Annotated in this window: 14 protein-coding genes; 7 read left to right on the top strand and 7 right to left on the bottom strand. The window is 66.9% G+C overall.

Annotated features, from left to right (window positions below; all coding sequences use genetic code 11):
• Positions 1 to 119 precede the first annotated feature (119 nt).
• Both IB225_RS06245 and IB225_RS06240 read right to left on the bottom strand, forming a co-directional pair.
• Positions 120 to 2,522, bottom strand: a complete 2,403-nt coding sequence (locus IB225_RS06245) for a TonB-dependent receptor (RefSeq protein ID WP_192310326.1) — start codon at positions 2,520 to 2,522, stop codon at positions 120 to 122.
• 217 nt (positions 2,523 to 2,739) lie between these two features.
• Positions 2,740 to 5,130 (bottom strand): TonB-dependent receptor, encoded by a 2,391-nt coding sequence (locus IB225_RS06240; RefSeq protein WP_192310325.1) that lies wholly within the window; start codon positions 5,128 to 5,130, stop codon positions 2,740 to 2,742.
• A 205-nt stretch (positions 5,131 to 5,335) separates the two neighbouring features.
• Between IB225_RS06240 and IB225_RS06235 the strand changes: the two genes are divergently transcribed.
• The gene (locus tag IB225_RS06235; protein ID WP_192310324.1) at positions 5,336 to 7,186 is read left to right on the top strand and encodes an ABC-F family ATP-binding cassette domain-containing protein; all 1,851 of its coding nucleotides are present in this window, start codon (positions 5,336 to 5,338) and stop codon (positions 7,184 to 7,186) included.
• Between the two features lie 51 nt (positions 7,187 to 7,237).
• Positions 7,238 to 7,570, top strand: coding sequence for a zinc ribbon domain-containing protein (locus IB225_RS06230; protein WP_192310323.1), 333 nt, complete (start codon positions 7,238 to 7,240; stop codon positions 7,568 to 7,570).
• Positions 7,571 to 7,609: 39 nt separating this feature from the next.
• Here the strand turns inward: IB225_RS06230 and IB225_RS06225 are convergent, their stop codons facing one another.
• A complete protein-coding gene (locus IB225_RS06225) occupies positions 7,610 to 9,709 on the bottom strand; it encodes a phosphoglycerol transferase I (protein WP_192310322.1) in 2,100 nt (699 codons plus the stop codon).
• A 237-nt stretch (positions 9,710 to 9,946) separates the two neighbouring features.
• On the opposite strand from IB225_RS06225, the gene IB225_RS06220 reads away from it, so the two are divergent.
• The gene (locus tag IB225_RS06220) at positions 9,947 to 10,570 is read left to right on the top strand and encodes a hypothetical protein (protein WP_192310321.1); all 624 of its coding nucleotides are present in this window, start codon (positions 9,947 to 9,949) and stop codon (positions 10,568 to 10,570) included.
• A 9-nt stretch (positions 10,571 to 10,579) separates the two neighbouring features.
• Here IB225_RS06220 and IB225_RS06215 read toward each other — a convergent pair whose 3' ends face one another.
• On the bottom strand, positions 10,580 to 11,488 hold the full coding sequence (locus tag IB225_RS06215; RefSeq protein WP_192310320.1) for a DUF3011 domain-containing protein: 909 nt from the start codon (positions 11,486 to 11,488) through the stop codon (positions 10,580 to 10,582).
• A 150-nt stretch (positions 11,489 to 11,638) separates the two neighbouring features.
• Here IB225_RS06215 and aspS point away from each other — a divergent pair, with 150 nt between their 5' ends.
• Genes aspS through IB225_RS06200 form a run of 3 tightly spaced genes read left to right on the top strand, consistent with a single transcriptional unit; the run spans position 11,639 to position 14,228 of the window.
• Positions 11,639 to 13,390 (top strand): aspartate--tRNA ligase, encoded by a 1,752-nt coding sequence (gene aspS, locus IB225_RS06210; protein ID WP_192310319.1) that lies wholly within the window; start codon positions 11,639 to 11,641, stop codon positions 13,388 to 13,390.
• A 17-nt stretch (positions 13,391 to 13,407) separates the two neighbouring features.
• A complete protein-coding gene (locus IB225_RS06205; protein ID WP_175455731.1) occupies positions 13,408 to 13,704 on the top strand; it encodes a DNA primase in 297 nt (98 codons plus the stop codon).
• 2 nt (positions 13,705 to 13,706) lie between these two features.
• Complete coding sequence (locus tag IB225_RS06200) at positions 13,707 to 14,228, top strand: GNAT family N-acetyltransferase (RefSeq protein ID WP_192310318.1); 522 nt, start codon at positions 13,707 to 13,709, stop codon at positions 14,226 to 14,228.
• Positions 14,229 to 14,499: 271 nt separating this feature from the next.
• Here the strand turns inward: IB225_RS06200 and IB225_RS06195 are convergent, their stop codons facing one another.
• Entirely contained in the window at positions 14,500 to 15,441 is a 942-nt protein-coding gene (locus IB225_RS06195) for an alpha/beta hydrolase (RefSeq protein ID WP_192310317.1), read from the bottom strand.
• Positions 15,442 to 15,485: 44 nt separating this feature from the next.
• Complete coding sequence (locus IB225_RS06190) at positions 15,486 to 15,914, bottom strand: organic hydroperoxide resistance protein (RefSeq protein WP_192310316.1); 429 nt, start codon at positions 15,912 to 15,914, stop codon at positions 15,486 to 15,488.
• Between the two features lie 123 nt (positions 15,915 to 16,037).
• Here IB225_RS06190 and IB225_RS06185 point away from each other — a divergent pair, with 123 nt between their 5' ends.
• Positions 16,038 to 16,868 (top strand): AraC family transcriptional regulator, encoded by an 831-nt coding sequence (locus IB225_RS06185; RefSeq protein WP_192310315.1) that lies wholly within the window; start codon positions 16,038 to 16,040, stop codon positions 16,866 to 16,868.
• Between the two features lie 6 nt (positions 16,869 to 16,874).
• Here IB225_RS06185 and IB225_RS06180 read toward each other — a convergent pair whose 3' ends face one another.
• Positions 16,875 to 17,819: an AraC family transcriptional regulator gene (locus IB225_RS06180; protein ID WP_192310314.1), complete on the bottom strand. Its 945-nt coding sequence runs from the start codon at positions 17,817 to 17,819 to the stop codon at positions 16,875 to 16,877.
• Between the last annotated feature and the right edge of the window lie 25 nt (positions 17,820 to 17,844).

Genomic DNA, 17,844 nt, shown 5'->3' with positions numbered 1-17,844 from the left:
GTCATGCCGCAAACGGAAACTGTCCGACGGGTCGCGTGATCGCCTTTGCATGGAAGCGTGCAGCAACGAGAACGCCCCGCACGGGGCGGGGCGTTCCGATGCACCATGAAGAATGCGGGTTACCAGGAGTAGCTGATCCGGCCGTAGGCGTAGGCACCATTGAAGCCGAACGGACTCTGCGACGGATACGGCAGCTGGCCGGTGGTCGAGGTGTTGAGCGCCGGGGAGAGGAACACGTTCTCGTCCGGATACTCGTCCAGCACGTTGTCGCCGCCCACGGTGAACTGCCAGCCACCGGTCTTGTAGCTGAAGGCCAGATCGAACAGCCACTTCGCATCGAAGGTCTGGTCCAGCACCGGGTTGGCGTTGAGGATGGTGAACTCGCCGTAGCGGGTGGCAGTGGCGCTGACGCTGAAACCGCCCTTGGTCCAGATGCTGTTGAGGAAGAACTTGTCGCGGGGCGAGCCGACTTCGAAGCGGGCCAGTTCGACGCGGCCGAAACGCAGCGCGGTGGGATCGATGGCCGTCAGCGCGGCCGGATTCGGCGCCACGCGGTCGATCTCGGTCTTGTTGTAGTTGTAGCCGGTGGTGAAATCCAGCGTGCTCGACGCCAGCGCCCACTTGTAGGTGCCGACGATGTCGACGCCCTGGGTGGTGGTGTCCAGCGCATTGGTGAAGTAGCGGCCACCGGCGACATCCGGGAATCCGTTCGTGTTGAGCCAGGTGCGTACCGCGGTGCTCGTCAGGTTCTCCGACAGGGTGATCCGGTCCTTGACCTTGATGTGGTACGCATCGATGGTGATGTACAGGTCGTCGATGGGCGTCAGCACCAGGCCCAGGCTGAGGTTGTCGGATTTCTCCGCCTTCAGGGGTTCGGCGCCCAGCGAGATGCCGGCCGGATTGGTCACGCGGAAGGTCACCAGGTCGAACGGCAGGCCGCCGATGAAGTTGGTGGACGTGGTCTGGTAGTACTGCTGCTGCAACGACGGCGCGTGGAAGCCGGTCGATGCGGTCGCGCGCAGTGCCACAGCGTCGTTGAACGCGTAGCGGCCGGTCAGCTTGCCGGTGGTGGTGTCGCCGAAATCGCTGTAGTCCTCGTAGCGGACGGCCACGCCCGCCGACAGCTTCTCGGTCAGGTCGCCTTCCAGGCCGGCATAGAACGAGACGTTGTTGCGGTCGAAGCTGCCGCTGTCGTTGGGACGGAAGCCGGGGAACACCTGTGCCCCCGACGGTGCCGGCGCGCCACCGACCAGTACGCCGCCATTGGCATACGAACCGGGCTCACCGGCCCCGATGGTGAACTTCTCGCCGCGCCATTCCGCGCCATACGACAGCGTGAGCGGATAGGCGAAGCCCCAGTCGAGCTGCTTGTTGAAATCGAAGTTAAGCACGTGCTGTTTGAATTCCAGCGAGCCGGCGTAGAACTCGGTGGGGGACGTCGGCCCGATGCTGCGGTTGAGGGTATTCCGGATGTCGAATTCCAGCTCGTTCGAACCGAACGTGTAGCTGATGTCGATGTTGGTGCCGCCGTCCGTGGAGGTCTTGATGCCGCTGGAGAAGCTGACGTCGGTGGAGGTGTTGAAGATCTGCGGCAGGAAGCCGTCCGGATAGATCGACGGGATGTTGCGCGAATCGCCGGCGGGGCGGAAGAAGCCGTTAGAGAGTGTCTCGCGCTTGGTGTACAGGCCGTAGGAATAGACCTGCAGGTAGTCGGTGATGTCGATCTCGCCGTTGTAGAGGAAGGAGCCGTTGTCCACTTCGGGATCGCCGTAGCGCTGCACGACCTTGCCGCCTGGCGCACTGGTGGGTGTCACCGTGCCGAGAAAGGGGCGCGCGCGATCGGTCTGGTCCTGGTGGCCGGCCTGCGCGGCGAAATGCACCTTGCCGCTTTCGCCCAGCGAGAAGCCGGCATCGGCGAGCGCCTGGTATTGGCGCCCGTCGCCGGCGCTGTAGCCGCCGCCGGTCACGCTGACGCTGCCGCCGCTGCCCGCTCCCTTCAGCACGATGTTGATGACGCCCGCGATGGCGTCGGAGCCGTATTGCGCCGATGCGCCATCACGCAGCACTTCCACGCGCTCGATGGCGGAAATCGGAATCGAGTTCAGGTCGACCGGCGACGAACTGCGGCCCTGGCTGCCGTTGACGTTCACCAGTGCGCCGGGGTGGTAGCGCTTGCCGTTCACCAGCACCAGCGTGTGGTCGGGCGCCAGGCCGCGCAGCTGCGCCGGACGCATCGCGTCTGTGCCGTCGTTGATCGCCGCGCGGGGGAAGTTGAGCGAGGGCACGGCGCGCGACAGCGCGGTGGCGAGTTCCACCGTGCCCGTCGATTCCAGGACGGCGGGCGTGATGATGTCGATGGGCGCGGTGGACTCGGCCACTGTGCGATCGGCCACGCGGGTGCCGGTCACGATCAGGGTGTCGAGGGTCTGGGCTTCGGACGGGCTGGTCTCCTGCGCCAGGGCGGTGGGTGCGACGAGCACCACGGCGATGGCGAAGGCGAGTGGCGAAAGCTTGCGGGTCATGGTGGCTCCAACAGGATGGAAGGACGGCGCAGCGACGAACGGAGAGGGCGGGACGGTTGCGGTTGAAATCACTTTTGTGCGGTGCATCAATGTCTTTGTTACCGTCCTATGACATGGATGTCAATGTGTCGTTAATGTGCATTGAGCTGCGGCATCCTGAAAGCGAAACGCCCCGCACGGGGCGGGGCGTTTTGGGTGGATCAGGTAAGGGCGTGTCTCACCACTTGTACGCGATGCGCCCGTACACGTAGGCGCCGTTGAAGCCGCCCGGCGACTGGCTGCTGTAAGGGAATTGGCCGCTGTTGGAGTTCGGGAAGATGGTGCGATCCGGGTACTCGTCGAGCAGGTTGTCCGCGCCCAGCGTCAGCGTCCAGTTCTCGCTCGGGCGGTAGCTGGCGGAGGCATCCAGGATCCACTGGGCACCGTAGGTCTGGTCGTTGGCCGGGTTGCCGGTCTCGCTGACGCGCGTGGTGAACTCGCCGTAGCGGGTGGCGCCGAAGGTGAAGTCCCAACGGGTCAGGTTCCAGGCGGCGGTCAGCGTGGTCTTGTCGCGCGGATAGCCCTCCTCGATGCGACCCTGCTCATCGCGACCGATGCGCCACAGGTTTGCGCCCAACGCGGCCAGTTCGGGCGGATTCGGTGCGATCCGCTCGATCTCGGTCTTGTTGTAGTTGTAGCCGGCGGTCAGGCTGAGGCTGCTGTTGGCAAGCGGCACGGTGTACTGCGCGATCACGTCGACGCCGCGCGTGCGGGTGTCGGCGGCGTTGGTGAAGTAGCGCGCGCTGGTCACGCCGTTGACGCCCAGGCTGGCCAGCAGCGCCTGCGCCGCCGCGTTGCCGCCCAGCAGCAGGTTCGACGACAGCACGATGCGGTCATCGATATCGATCTGGTACGCATCGATGGTCACGTACAGGCGGTCCACCGGCTGCAGCACCAGGCCCAGGCCGTACGACAGCGAGGTCTCCGCGGTCAGCGGATCGGCGCCCAGTGCCTGCGCCACGGCGCCGGTGGCCGGGAACGTGCCCGACTCGAAGAAGCGGTCGAGCGTGGCGTTGTACTGCGACGTCACCACCTGGTAGTACTGCTGCGCCAGTGCCGGCGCGCGGAAGCCGCTGGCCACGGTCGCGCGCAGCGCCACCGCATCGGTGAAGGCGTAGCGCGCGGACAGCTTGCCTGACACTTCGCTGCCGAAGTCGGAGTAGTCCTCGTAGCGGCCGGCGATGCCGGCGGAGAACTTCTCCGTCACGTCGGCTTCCAGTCCCGCATACACCGCATAGCTGTCGCGGTCGGAATGCACGGCGTTGGTCGGCGTGAAGCCGCCGAAGCCCTGCGCGCCCCCGCCGGTGTACGAGTTCACTTCACCCGGCGACTGGTTCCACTTCTCCTGCCGGTATTCGGCGCCGAACGACAGGGTGGCCGGATAGGCCAGACCGATGTCCAGCGGCTTGCTGACGTCGGCGTTCAGCACATTCTGGGTGTACTCCAGCGCGCCATCGTAAAAGCGGCGCGGGCTGCTCGCGCCCAGGCTGTAGTTGATGCTGTTCTGGGTATAGAACTTCAGGTGGTTGTAGCCGTAGTTGTAGCTGATGTCCCACTTCCAGCCGCTCTCGGTGTCGCCTTTCACGCCCGCGACCAGCGAACGATCCTGCGACAGCTGGTTGATCTCCGGCACGTAGCCGTCCGGATAGACCTGCGGGACGAGTGCGTTGTGGCCGATCGAGCGGTAGAACGCGAACGAGGTGATGTCGCGGTTGCTGGCGATGGCGGTGGCGTAGCCGCTGACGCTGTCACTGAACTCGAAGCCGGCGTTCGCCGACACCGCACCTGCATCCACCTGCGGATCGCCGTAGACGAAGGCGACGCGACCGATGGCCGGGTTGTTGCCGGTGTTCGGCGCGGTGCCCTGGTACGGGCCGGCACGGTTGGTTTCGTCCTGCTGGGTCAGCTGGCCTGCGACGTGGACGAAGCCACGACCATCGCCGAACGACACGCCGGTATCGCCCGACAACTGGGTGCTGCGGCCGTCGCCGGCCGAATAGCCGCCGACATCCGCAACCAGGCTGCCGCCCTTGCCGGAGCCCTTCAGCACGATGTTGACCACACCGGCGATTGCGTCGGAGCCGTACTGCGCGGAGGCGCCGTCGCGCAGCACTTCCACGCGCTCGATCGCCGACACCGGAATGGCGTTGAGGTCGACCGCCGACGAACCGCGGCCGATGCTGCCGTTGACATTGACCAGCGCCGAGATGTGGCGGCGCTTGCCATTGACGAGGATCAGCACCTGGTCCGGCGACAGGCCACGCAGCTGCGCCGGGCGCACGCCGCTGGTGCCGTCGGTGACGGCAGGACGCGGGAAGTTCAGCGAGGGCAGGGCGCGCGCAAGAGCGGTGGCCAGCTCGGGGGTGCCGGTGGCTTGCAGGGCTTCCGGCGTGATGATGTCGATGGGAGATTGCGATTCGGCCACTGTCCGGTCGGAGACACGGGTGCCGGTGACGATCAGGGTGTCCAGCGTGCGCGTGTCGGCGGGGGCCGATTCCTGCGCGAGCGCGGCGGGGGCCACCAGCGCCAAGCTGATGGCGAGGGTCAGGGGGGACAAGGTGCGGGTCATGGGAAAGCTCCAGGAAGAACGGCGAAGTCAGACTTCGAAGTGGATCAAGGCTCGCAAAGTTTCCTTTGAAACCATGGACTTAGGTGCTACGTGCTCTGGTTACAGGGGGAGGCAGGGGGTGTCAATGCTTTGTTAACAAGTCTGAGAAGGTGCGCTATCGATAAACTACGCGGCCGCGTCCCCCCAAATCCCCGTAGGTTGTTTCTTGATCGCCCTTCGTAATTTCGCGCTCCGCCGCGGCGAGCGCCTGCTGCTGTCCAACGTCGACCTGACCCTGCACGCGGGCTACCGCGTGGGCGTGGTCGGTCGCAACGGCGCCGGCAAATCCAGCCTGTTCGCCGCCGTCCAGGGTGAACTGGAAGCCGACAAGGGCGACCTCGACCTGCCCGGCAAGGTGCGCATCGCCAGCGTCGCGCAGGAGACCCCGTCGCTGCCGGATCCGGCGCTGATGTTCGTGCTCGGCGGCGATACCGAGGTCGCGGCGGTGCTGCAGGCCGAGGCCGACGCCAGCGCGCGCGAGGACTGGGAGGCGGTCGCCAACGCGCACCAGAAGATGGCCGAGCTGGGCGCCTACGATGCAGAAGCGCGCGCCGGCAAGCTGCTCCACGGCCTCGGCTTCCCGGCCGACACGCATCACCGTGCGGTGTCGTCGTTCTCCGGTGGCTGGCGCGTGCGCCTGAACCTGGCGCGCGCGCTGATGATGCCCAGCGACCTGCTGCTGCTCGACGAACCCACCAACCACCTCGACATGGACGCGGTGCTCTGGCTGGAGCAATGGCTGCTGAAGTACCCGGGCACGCTGCTGCTGATCTCGCACGACCGCGAGTTCCTCGACAACGTCGCCACCCACACGCTGCACCTGCATGGCGGCGGCGCCAAGCTCTACACCGGCGGCTACACCGACTTCGAACGCCAGCGCGCCGAACAGCTGCGCCAGCAGCAGATCGCGCACGAGAAGGAACAGGCCGAGCGCGCCCACTTGCAGAGCTTCATCGACCGCTTCAAGGCCAAGGCCTCGAAGGCGGCGCAGGCGCAGAGCCGCATGAAGCGCCTGGCCAAGCTGGCCGGCACCGAGGCGGTGCGCGCCGAGCGCGAGTTCCGCATCGAATTCGCCGAGCCGGCCAAACTGCCGTTCTCGCTGATCCGCCTCAACCACGTCGAGGCCGGTTACGGCCCGGACGCAGTGATCCTGCATCAGGTCGGTTTCGGCCTCGAGGCGGGGCAGCGCATCGGCCTGCTCGGTCCCAACGGCGCCGGCAAGACCACGCTGGTAAAGACGCTGGTGGGCGAACTGCCACCGATGGCCGGCGATCGCATGGCGCACCCGGACCTGCGCATCGGCTACTTCGCACAGCACACGGTGGAGTCGCTGCACGAAGGCCAGTCGCCGATGGACCACTTCCGCGACCTGTCGCCCGATGGCAGCAACCAGTCGTTCCGGGATTTCCTGGGCAAGTGGAACTTCCCCGGCGACCGCGCATTCGAGCCGGTCGATGGTTTCTCCGGCGGTGAGCGCGCGCGCCTCGCGCTGGCGCTGATCGCGTGGCAGCAGCCGAACGTGCTGCTGCTCGACGAACCGACCAATCACCTCGATCTGGAAATGCGCGAAGCACTGGCCGAGGCGCTCAGCGATTTCGACGGCGCCATCGTGATGGTGTCGCACGACCGCCACCTGATCGGCCTGGTCTGCGATACGTTCTGGCGCGTCGCCGATGGCGTGGTCGAGCCGTTCGCGGGCGACCTGGACGAATACGCGGCGTGGCTGCGCACGCGCGCCTCCGCACAGGGCAGCAAGCCGCTGCGCGCCGAACCCGCGCCGGCGCCGAAGACCGCGCCGACACCCGCGCGCAAGGTCAATCCGGTGAAGCTGGCCGCCGCCGAAGCGAAGGTGGCCGAGCTGGAAGGCAAGCTGGCCGACGTGGATGCGCAGCTCGCGGATCCGGCCAGCTATGCCGATGCCGAGCTCGCCGCGCGGCTGGGGCGCGACCGTGAAGCCCTGCAGCAGCAGCTTGCCAAGGCCGAGGAGGCCTGGTCGGCGCTGTACGAAGAAGCTTGATCCGCGCGCTTCCCGTCCCCACCCCTACGCCACACCGCCCGATAGACCGCCATGCCCATCTACGCCTTCGAATGCACCCAGTGCGGCCACAGTTTCGACCGCCTGCAGAAGCTGTCCGATCCGGATCCCGATACCTGCCCGGCGTGCAGCGCGCATGCGGTGAAGCGACAGCTCACGGCGCCGTCGTTCCGGCTGGCGGGCAGTGGCTGGTACGAGACCGACTTCAAGAAGGATGGCGACAAGAAGCGCAACCTCGCCGATGGCGGTGAAGGCGCCAAGCCGTCCACCGAGTCGAAGCCGGCCGCCGACACGTCGTCCGCAGCCAAGAGCGAAGCGCCGAAGGCCGAGGCCAAGCCCAGCGCGGCCAAGCCCGCAGCCGAGTAACACGGGTCCGCGCCGCTTCAGGCGGCGCGGCTGCTCCCGTCAGGAGCGCGGGCGGCCCGAGACGCGGGTCATGGCGATGCCTTCCAGCGGCATCTCCTCGGTGTAGTCCAGCCACGCGCGGATCACCAGGTCGTCGACCGCGGTATCCAGCCACATCGGCAGGCGGATCTGGCCGCCGGCACCCGGCGCCACGTTCACCCATTCGCGCGCATGGATCACCTTGCCGTCCGCGGACACGGCTTCCAGCCAGAACGGATGGCTGGGGAGGCGTTGCGGGCGCAGGCGGACCTGGTACTGGCCCGCCAGCATGCGGCGTGATTCCTGGCTCAGCGTGAGCGGACGGCGCGGACGCGGGCGCGGCTCGTTGCTGGCTTCCAGGGGTGTATCGATCTTCACGCCGTTCGCGAGATCCGCATCGGCGTAGAGCTTCAGGTCGTTGTTGCGATCGACCAGCAGTGCGCACCATTCGCCCAGCGGCAGCGCATCCTCGAACGCGGTGCACCGGTCGATGTAGGCCAGCACGTTGTCGGGATCGCGCATGAACTGGCGCGGCGCGTCCTCCAGCACGATCGAGCTGATGTTCCAGGTCTTGTCGTATTCGAGCATGACCGGCGGGCTGATCTTCTGGTCGCCCACCACCACGTGATCGCCATCCATGCGCAGCGTGCCGGTGTCGCGGCCCGTCCACAGCTGGCGCGCGTAGCCGAGATAGGGGCGATACGCCGATGAATCTTCACCACGAGCGGCGAGACTGGCGCCGTCGCGGGCGGGCTTCGCCAGCAGTGAGCGACCGAAGCCCAGCGCGGTCTGCCGCGGATCGATCAGGTTCAGGACGGTGGCGCCGGTATCCAGCGTGCTGCCGCCACGATCGATCTGTCCCGCCGGGACGTCCGGCCCCAGCATCAACAACAGGTTCTCGCGATGCATGTCCGCCAGCACCGAACTGAGGTCATTCGGCATGGCCAGGTGATCCGATGCGATGACGATCAGCGTGTCCGCGCCGTAGGGACTGCTGCGGATCCTGTCCACCAGCGACGAGATCAGGCGATCCGTGCACTTCAACGCGTTGAGCAGTCCGACGTCGCCATGCCGGCTCTCGTAGCGTTCGCCTTTGCACGATACCGGCAGGTGGCCGGCGGGATGATGGGTGTCCATCGTCAGCGTGGTGAGCATGAAGGGCGTGCCCTTCGCCGACAGCGTCATGAAGTCGGCGAACACGTCATCGAGCAGGACGTCGTCGTGAATGCCCCAGTCGGAGAAGTGCTCGCGCGCAACGCCGGCCTTCTCGTAGTAGCCGCGTTCCTTTACGTGGTCGAAGCCATGGCTCGACAGGAAGCTGCCTTTCGCTGCGAACGCGGCATCCGCACCGCCGGAGAAATGCAGGCGGTAACCCTGCTGCTTCAGGTAGTCGCCCAGGCAGTGCGCGCCGGGCAGGAACCGGCCCATGCGGCCCATGCTGTTTTCATCGCCACGCGACGTGGTCAGGGGCACGCCGCACAGCGACGACACCAGGCCGGCGATGGTCCAGCCGCTGCCTTCCGGTGACGCGATTCCGCGGAAATCCGCGGACTGGCTGGCGAGGCGCGACAGGTGCGGCATCAGGCCCGGGAAGACCTGCTGGTCCAGGTACGTGCGTTCGAGGCTCTCGCCGTAGATCCAGACGATATTGCGTGCGCGCTGCACCGGTCCATGCGGCGTCGCGTACTCGGATGCCACTGTGGTGGCATCGATCGGAAGTGTGGCGCGGTAGAGGCGCAACCCGTCCGCGAACAGCGGACTGGCCACGATCGCCACGACGAAGACACCGGTGAAGGCGGCCGACAGCCATCCGCCATGTCGGGGCGCCTGGAAACGGCGCACGCGCAGCAACAGCAGCGACGCCAGGGCCAGCATCGCGAACGCGAGGAAGCCGGCGATCACGCCGCGGAACTCCGCGATGCCCGCGCCTTTCAGTCCGGTCTGCAGGTGGTACAGCGTGGCGGCATTGATGCCATCGCCACTCAGGCGATCCACCAGCCACCAGAGTGACAGCGACAACAGCCACGCGCACAGCAGTGCGGCTTTCACGCGACGCCAACGCGGAGAGGCCAGCAGCAGGCCGGCCAGCATGAGGGTGCACACGATCAACCAGGGAGACATCGTTCAGGTCCCCCGCATCGTTGCGCGGCTCCTTGCCCGCGAGGGCGCGTTCGGTCGCAAAAACATCATGATTTCGTCAATCCCCTGACACACTGATGTGCTGACGCTGCCATGCCCTAACTGAACATGATGTCGTGATGCCTGCATGGCGTTGTGGGGCGCGTGGATCTCTCGCGACGTGCGACATGCGGTGATCGCGCGGTATAAAGCATCTTTGCACCAGTACGGGGAAACTGAATGAAGCGTGCTTTGTCGACGAAATGGGGCTGTGCGTTGCTGGCGTTGAGCGCAGCGACCTCGGCGCATGGCAAGGAGGCATCGCTGCCCGCGGATGCGTTCCTCGCATCGCTGGCGACGCATTGCGGAAAGGCCTACGCCGGCCGCATCACCGCGAACCAGCCGGCATCGACCACGCCGGATCCGTTCGAAGGCAAGACGCTGGTCATGCACGTGCGTGGATGCGATGCGCCGACGCAGGAGATCCGCGTGCCGTTCCATGTCGGCGACGACCACTCGCGCACGTGGGTGATCACGCGCACCGCGGGTGGATTGCGGCTCAAGCACGATCATCGCCACGAAGACGGCAGTCCCGATCCGGTGACGATGTACGGCGGCGACACCGCGGACGCGGGCACCGCGCAGCGCCAGGCGTTCCCGGTGGACGCCGAATCGATTGCGATGTTCGAACGCGAAGGGTTGGCGGCGTCGGTGACCAACACGTGGGCGATGGAGCTGACGCCGGCGAAGACCTTCGTCTACGAACTGAGCCGGCCGAACGGGCGGCTGTTCCGCGTGGAGTTCGATCTCACCACGCCGGTCGCGTTGCCGCCGGCGCCATGGGGCGCCGACGACGAGGATTGAGGTCCCGGCTCAGCGCGGTCCGAAGCGACCGCGGCAACCGCGGTCCACCCAGACCTGGTTGCCGCTGTAACCCCAGCTGTAACCCTCGCGGCAGCTGGTGTTCGACAGCTGCTGCTGCAGGATCGGCCGGCCCTGGCGCGCGTCGTAGGCGCAGGTGCTGCGGCGGTTGTCCGCGCTGCTGCAGGTGATGCTGTAGTTGCTGTTGCCGCCACTCCCGCCACCATCACGGGCGGCGAACTCGGCCCGGCAGCCATTGCCCACGTACACCTGGCCCTGCTGCGACTGCCAGCTGCGGCCCTCGACGCAGGCCGCGCTGGACAGTTGCCGGGTCAGGCGCGAGTGGCCACGCCACGGCGTGCGGCAGGTGCGGCCGCGACCGTCTGCGCTCTCACAGCGGATCGTGCCGGTGGACGACGAGGTAGCGGCGGCGAACTCGCCACGGCAGCCCTTCCAGACGGTGATCAGGCCGTCCTGCGAATTCCAGGTGGTGTTCTCCACGCAGCGGCTGCTGGACAGCTGCCGCACCAGCCGGGAGGGGCCACGCCACGGCGGCGTGCAGCGGCGCGCATCGCCGTCCTTGCTCTCGCAGACGATGGTCTGCCCGGTGACCGGCGGCGGGTTCGGGTTCCAGCCCCCATTGTTGCCGCCCAGCGACTGGGCGATGTCCTGCTTGATGCGGCTGAAGGTCCAGTTGGAGCGGTTGACCTGGTCCAGGTAGAAACGCAACTGGTCGTCCGGGATGCGGCGGCCCCGGGACTGCTCCGAGTATTCCAGGCTGATCACCCGGGTCTGGTCCTGCACCGACAGCGTGCGCAGGTTTTCCGGGGCGTAGGCCTTGGGCGTGATCTGGGCGACGGCGCTGCCGGCCACCAGGGCCAGCAACAGTACGAAAACGGACTGCAACAGCGGCTTCTTCATGGCGGCACCCTCCTGGGGAGCCGCCAGCATACGCCGGGAGTGTTAATCGGGGGCAGAGGCCGGCGGGGGACGGGTTAAACTATCCGGCTAGGGCGGCCCATGGCCGTCGCAACCCTTCCGGCCCCGGCCGGACGACCCTGTGGAGCCCCCATGCGTACCCATTTCTGCGGCCTCGTCGATGAGGCCATGATCGGCCAGACCGTCACCCTGTGCGGCTGGACCGACGTCGCCCGCAACCTCGGCGGCGTCTGCTTCATCGACCTGCGCGACCACGAGGGCATCGTGCAGGTGACGGTGGAACCCGACAATGCCGAGGTCTTCGCCGTGGCCGCCAGCCTGGGCTACGAGGACGTGCTGCAGGTGGAAGGCGTGGTGCGCGCCCGCCATGCCGTCAACGACAAGATCCGCACCGGCAAGGTGGAAGTGATCGCCACGAAGATCACCGTGCTCAACAAGGCCGAGCCGCTGCCGTTCCACCACCACGAGAACCCCGGCGAAGACGTCCGCCTGAAGTACCGCTACCTGGACCTGCGCAGCCCCGACATGCAGCGCAAGCAGCGTACCCGTATCCGCCTGGTGCAGGCGCTGCGCCGCTGGCTGGATGCGCGCGGCTTCCAGGACATCGAGACGCCGATCCTCACCAAGGCCACGCCGGAAGGCGCGCGCGACTTCCTGGTGCCGGCGCGCATGCACCCGGGCGAGTTCTACGCGCTGCCGCAGTCGCCGCAGCTGTTCAAGCAGATCCTGATGGTGGCCGGCTTCGACCGCTACTACCAGATCGCGCGCTGCTTCCGCGACGAGGCGCTGCGCGCCGACCGCCAGCTCGAGTTCACCCAGCTCGACATGGAATTCGCCTTCGTGCGCGAGCGCGACGTGCAGGACGCGGTCGAGGGCATGATCCGCGACATCTTCGCCGAAGTGATGGACGTGCAGCTGGATGCGCAGTTCCCGCGCATGACGTGGGCCGAGGCGATGCGTCGCTACGGCTCGGACAAGCCCGACCTGCGAATCGCGCTGGAACTGGTGGATGTGGCCGAGCTGGTGAAATCCAGCGAGTTCGCCGTGTTCACCGGTGCTGCCAACGATCCGGATGGCCGCGTGGCCGCACTGCGCATCCCGGGCGGTGCTTCGCTGAGCCGCAAGCAGATCGACGAGTACGCCGCGCATGCCGCCAAGTACGGCGCCAAGGGCCTGGCCTACATCAAGATCGACGACGCCGGTGCGGTCAGTTCGCCGATCCAGAAGTTCTTCGCCGAAGACGCCTTCGCCGCGCTGCTGAAGCACGTCGGCGCCGGCAACGGCGACATCGTGTTCTTCGGCGCGGGCGGCTACAACAAGGTCAGCGACTTCATGGGCGCGCTGCGCCTGAAGGCCGGCAAGGACTTCGGCCTGGTCCAGGACAGCTGGAAGCCGTTGTGGGTTACCGACTTCCCGATGTTCGAGTGGGACGACGAAGCGCAGCGCTACGTCGCGCTCCACCATCCCTTCACCGCGCCGGCAGTGGACGACATCGCCGACCTTCGCGCCAACGCCAAGACCGCCGTGTCGCGCGGTTACGACATGGTGCTTAACGGCAACGAGATCGGCGGTGGTTCGATCCGTATCCATCGTCCGGAGATGCAGAGCACGGTGTTCGAGCTGCTCGGCATCGGTGCGGAAGAGGCGGAAGCCAAGTTCGGCTTCCTGCTGGACGCGTTGCGTTTCGGCGCGCCGCCGCACGGTGGCATCGCCTTCGGCATCGACCGCATCGCGGCGCTGATGGCCGGCACGGAGTCCATCCGCGACGTCATCCCGTTCCCGAAGACGACCACCGCGCAGTGCCTGATGACCGGCGCGCCGTCTCCCATCCCGGATGAGCAGCTGGCGGAAGTGCACATCCAGGTTCGGCCCAAGAAAGACTGATCGAGAGAACTCAAGAAATGACGGAAGTTGCTTTTTCGCTGGAGTGGGAACGCCTGGGCAATGAAGGCGCCGATGCGGCGCTGGTGACGGAGCGTGCGCGCGTGTTCGGTGGCTGGCTGGTGCGCGTCGGCACGTCGCCGGCGGCGATGGCGGTGACCTTCGTGCCGGACGGCCAGGGACGCTGGGACGGCGAGGATTTCGGCGAAGACGATTACGAAGAAGAAGACGAAGAAGAGTACGAAGAGGAAGAAGACGAGGACGCCGACGAGGAAGACGAGGCGGACGAAGACGAAGAGGAAGAAGAGGACGCGTAAGCGTGCGGATCCGTCGCGCCACCGTCGATGACGCCACGGTCCTGTCGGATCTGGCGTCGCGCACGTTCACCGAGACTTTCGGTCATCTGTATCCGGCGGAGGATCTGGCCGCGTTCCTTGCCGATGCTTACGAGGTCGGCAAGCAGCGGACGATCCTGGCGCATCCGGACTATGCGGTATGGCTGCTGGAAGACGAGGGCGTGGCCGTCGGTCATGCCGCCGCCGGGCCGTGCGGGTTGCCGCATCCGGAGGTGCGGGCGGGCGATGGCGAGCTGAAGCGGTTGTACGTGCTGGCCTCGCACCAGAACGGCGGATGGGGCGGGAAGCTGTTTGCCGACGTCGAGCGGTGGTTGTTGAGGGATGGGCCGCGGACGGTGTGGATCGGGGTGTGGTCGGAGAATTTCGGTGCGCAGCGGTTTTATGAGCGGCAGGGGTTCTCGCGCGTGGGTGGGTACAAGTTCGCGGTGGGGAAGACGCTGGATGATGAGTTCATCCTGCGGCGGGATGCTTCTGCTGGTGGTTGATGTGGAAGCTTCCGCTAGCCCTTCGGTCTAGCGGGTAACTTTTCTTTGTCTGGCCAAAGAAAAGTCACCAAAAGAAAGGCCATTCCCCGACGAAGCAATCTCATGGCTTGAATGCTATCGGGATTTTCCGACTCGCCTTCCTGGCGAGGCGGAAAACGGCGGACATCCTTGTCCGCCGCCCTCCGGGTCTGGTGGGCTCGCTGGCGCATCGGGGTGGGGGAGCAAAAGCAAACGGCCGCGTGAGCGGCCGTTGCTGTTTGTGCGTCTGTTCTTACTTCTGCAGGAAGTCGAGCAGGTCCTGGTTGACGCGGTCCTTGTGGGTGTCGGTCAGGCCGTGGGGCGCGCCGGGGTAGATCAGCAGTTTGGCGTTCTTGATCTGCGCGGCGGAGGCCTTGCCGGAGTTATCGATGGGAACGATCTGGTCGTCGTCGCCGTGGATCACCAGGGTGGGGATGTCGAACTTCTTCAGGTCGGCGCGGAAGTCGGTGGCCGAGAACGCGGCGATCGAGTCGTACGTGTTCTTGTGGCCGGCCTGCATGCCCTGCGCCCACCAGCTGTCGATCAGGCCCTGCGACACTTTCGCACCCGGGCGGTTGAAGCCGTAGAACGGGCCCGAGGCGATGTCCAGGTACAGCTGCGAGCGGTTGGCCAGCGAGCCGTTGCGGATGCCGTCGAACACTTCGATCGGCAGGCCGCCCGGGTTGTCGGCGGTCTTCAGCATCAGCGGGGGCACGGCGCTGATCAGGACGGCCTTCTTGACTCGGCTGGTGCCGTGGCGGCCGATGTAGCGCGCCACTTCGCCGCCGCCGGTCGAGAAGCCGACCAAGGTGACGTCCTTCAGGTCCAGCGTGTTGATCACGGTGGCCAGGTCGTCGGCGTAGTGGTCCATGTCATTGCCGTCCCAGGGCTGGCTGGAGCGGCCATGACCGCGGCGGTCGTGGGCGACCACGCGGTAGCCCTTGGAGGCCAGGAAGATCATCTGCGATTCCCAGCTGTCCGAGGACAGCGGCCAGCCGTGGCTGAAGGTAACGACCGGGCCGTCCTTCGGGCCCCAGTCCTTGTAGTACAGCTGCACGCCGTCGGCGGTGGTGAGGGTGCTGGCGGTGCGCTCGACGGCGACCGGCGCGGTGGCCGGCGCCGCGTGGGCGGAGAGGCTGGTCTGGGTGGCGACGGCCAGCAGGCTGACGGCGAGGGTGCGGGTGAAGACGTTCATGGTGTCGGTTCCTGCAAAAGTGTGGTGGGTCAGGAAGGAGGGGATCAGTCGGCGATCACGAGCGTCACGTCGATGTTGCCGCGCGTGGCATTGGAGTACGGGCAGACGATGTGGGCCGCGTCGACGAGGGTCTGTAGCTGCTCGCGGGCAACGCCCGGGGCGGCGATGGTCAGTTCGGCCTGGATGCCGAAGCCGGTGGGGATCTGGCCGATGCCGACCTTGCCGGTGACCGTGGTGGTCGAGGGCAGGGCGACCTTCTGCTTGCCGGCGACGAACTTCAGCGCGCCGAGGAAGCAGGCCGAGTAACCGGCCGCGAACAGCTGTTCCGGATTGGTGCCGTCGCCGCCAGCGCCGCCCAGCTCGCGCGGGGTGGTCAGCTTGACGTCCAGCACGCCGTCGGACGAGGTGGCCTGGCCTTCGCGGCCGCCCGAGGCGGTGGCGGTGGCGGTGTAGAGGATCTTTTCGATGGACATGGCGGTTTCCTTGGTGGGTTGGGTGGTGGTCCGGCGGGTGGCCGTCCGGTGAGGTGTACTTTGCGCCGTCCGTCAGTACGGTTGGTGATGTAGAATCCTGAAAACTTGATCAGGAGTTCCTTCATGGTCGATCGACTGGCTGTCCTGCTGGAGCGCTTCTCGGTGACGGCGCAGGTCTTCCACGCGGGTGCGCTGTGCGGCATCAACACGCTGGAGGCCGAGCCCGGCGTCGGCCAGTTGCACCTGATCCAGCGCGGGCCGCTGGAGGTGTTCCATGGGGACACCTCGCTGCGCATCGACGAGCCCAGCCTGCTGCTCTATCCCCGCGCGATGACGCACCGCTTCGTCAGCGACGAAGCACGCGGTGCCGACATGGCTTGCGCCAGCGTGCGGTTCGAGGGCGGCGCGCAGAATCCGATCAGCGCGGCCCTGCCGGACGTGATCTGCGTGCCGTTGGCCAGCCTGCACGGCGCGCAGGACGTGCTGCCGCTGCTGTTCGAAGAAGCCTTCACCCAGCGCTGCGGACGCACCGCGCTGGTCAACCGGCTGTTCGAGGTGGTGATGATCCAGGTGCTGCGCCAGCTGATGGAAACCGGCGAGGTGAAGGGCGGCATGCTTGCCGGGCTGTCGCATCCACGTCTGCGCAACGCGATCGTCGCCATGCACGAAGCACCGGCGAAGGACTGGACGCTCGAAGAACTGGCGCGCGTCGCCGGCATGTCGCGCAGCGTGTTCGCCACGCACTTCCGCGAGGCGCTCGGCATCACGCCGGGCCAGTATCTGCAGGGCTGGCGCGTGGGCCTGGCGCAGCAGGCGCTGCGCCACGGCAAGCCGTTGAAGGTGGTGGCGTCCGACGTGGGTTACGGCAGCGAGGCGGCGCTGTCGCGCGCCTTCAAGGCGCACAGCGGGTTGTCGCCGCGCGAGTGGAAGCGCCAGGCCGCGGCAGCGGCCTGAGGCGGATCAGGCGTCCTGCTGCGCCGCCGGCTGTGCACGCAGCTGCACGATCTCCGAGCGCGGCGGTGCGCCGAACAGGCGCTTGTATTCGCGGCTGAATTGCGAGGCGCTTTCATAACCGACGCGGCGTGCCGCGGCGTTCGCTTCCAGGCCTTCGCCCAGCATCAGCCGGCGCGCTTCGTGCAGGCGCAGGTGCTTCTGGAACTGCAGCGGCGACATCGACGTGGCCGCCTTGAACTGGTGGTGCAGCGAGGACACGCTCATGTGCAGCGACTCGGCCATCGCGTCGATGCTCAGCGGCTCGTGGAAGCGGTCGCGCAGCGCCTGCACGGCGCGCGCGATCCGGTGCGAGCGGCTGCCGGCGGTGACCAGTTCGCGCAGGCGATGGCCCAGGTCGCCGGTCAGCGCGCGGTAGTAGATCTCGCGCTGGATCAGCGGCGCCAAGGCGTCCACATCCTCGGGCTCTTCCAGCAGGCGCATCAGGCGCAGTACCGCGTCGAGCAGGGCGCCGCTGGCCCGCGCCGAGTACAGGCCGCGATCGACGGGTTCCGGACTGCGCGAGGCCGGCGTCTCCAGCATCAGGTCTCCAAGCTGCTCCATATCGATGTCCAGGCGCAGGCTGAGGTAGGGATGCTCGGGCGTGGCCTCGATGATCTGGCCCAGCGCCGGCAGCGTCATCGACACCACCAGGTAGTGCAGCGGGTCGTAGTGGTAGGTCTCGCCGGCGAGGATGGCGATCTTGCGGCCTTGCGCCACGATGCACAGGCGGGGCTCGTACAGCACCGCCGCACACGGGCGGGGTTCGCTGAAGCGCATCAGGAACAGCGAGGGGATGGCAGTGGCATGCACGCCGTCGTCGGTTGCCAATCGGGCAATCCGGTCGGCCAGCTCGGCCTGCGGGGCGTGGTTCGGCAAGTGCGCGACACTGTCGGTGAAACCGTTGGCATTCATGGCGTGGGGGTCCATGCGGTGAAGC

The sequence above is a fragment of the Pseudoxanthomonas sp. PXM02 genome (assembly GCF_014851805.1).
In the GTDB taxonomy this organism is placed as follows: Bacteria; Pseudomonadota; Gammaproteobacteria; order Xanthomonadales; family Xanthomonadaceae; genus Pseudoxanthomonas_A.
The sequence above is the reverse complement of the archived record's forward strand: the minus strand, read 5'-3'. Positions and strand labels throughout refer to the sequence as shown.